This is a genomic window from Mesorhizobium sp. M1A.F.Ca.IN.020.03.2.1, from assembly GCF_004023205.1.
In the GTDB taxonomy this organism is placed as follows: Bacteria; Pseudomonadota; Alphaproteobacteria; order Rhizobiales; family Rhizobiaceae; genus Mesorhizobium.
On sequence record NZ_RZSV01000484.1, the window covers coordinates 1 to 1,021 of the forward strand.

The 1,021-nt window shown below is 60.9% G+C and carries 1 protein-coding gene and 1 pseudogene; one reads left to right on the forward strand and one right to left on the reverse strand.

Translation table 11 applies throughout. The features are described 5' to 3' along the window. Positions 1 to 157 (reverse strand): annotated as a pseudogene (locus tag EOA79_RS33995) (HAD family hydrolase); the annotation flags it as partial. Positions 158 to 332: 175 nt separating this feature from the next. Between EOA79_RS33995 and EOA79_RS32250 the strand changes: the two are divergent. Next, positions 333 to 1,021, forward strand: a 689-nt coding sequence (locus EOA79_RS32250; RefSeq protein ID WP_164894082.1) for a site-specific DNA-methyltransferase, incomplete at its 3' end; no start/stop codon positions are given.

The window sequence follows — 1,021 nt, forward strand, 5'->3', positions numbered from 1 at the left end:
CCTTGAAGGTCAGTCCGGCATAGGTCTCGGCAAGCTCCTCCGGCGAAATCTCGTATCCGGCCGATGTCAGAAGCTCGGCCTCGACGCGCGCGGCGATGATTTCGGAATCGACGAGCACGCCGTCGCAATCAAAGATGACAAGGTCTGGCTGGGGCATGGCAATCCGAAGCTGGGAGGAAAATGGCCTGACTGGCCCAAGCGGCGCGGCATACACCAATGGGCCGATGTTCGCAAATCAGTGGCGCAGGCTCTCGCCCGACCTTCACCGAATGTTTACGCTGATCGGTAACCATAACGGCCAGTAAATCGTAACGCGTGCTTTGGGTGTTTTGATGTCTGCCGTGCGTCTTCTCGACGAGCTTTCCCACGCTCCCCAGCAGTCCGAATGGCTGGACACGATCCTCAAAGGCGACTGCGTCGCCGCCCTCGACAGGCTGCCCGAAAAGTCGATCGACGTTATCTTCGCCGATCCGCCTTACAACCTGCAACTCGACGGCGACCTGCATCGGCCCGACCAGTCCAAGGTGGACGCCGTCGACGACGACTGGGACCGGTTCGAGAGTTTTGAGGCCTATGACGCCTTCACCCGCGCCTGGCTGCTTGCCGCGCGACGCGTGCTGAAGCCCAATGGCACGATCTGGGTGATTGGCTCTTACCACAACATCTTCCGCGTCGGTGCCAGGATGCAGGATCTCGGCTTCTGGATCCTGAACGACGTCGTCTGGCGCAAGACCAACCCGATGCCGAATTTCCGCGGCCGCCGCTTCCAGAACGCCCATGAGACGATGATCTGGGCCTCGCGCGACCAGAAGTCCAAGGGCTACACCTTCAACTACGAAGCGCTGAAGGCCTCGAATGACGATTTGCAGATGCGCTCGGACTGGCTTTTCCCGATCTGCACCGGCGCCGAGCGCCTGAAAGACGAGAACGGCAACAAGCTGCATCCCACGCAGAAGCCGGAAGCGCTGCTGGCCCGCATCATGATGGCCTCGACCAAGCCGGGCGATGTCGTGCTCGATCC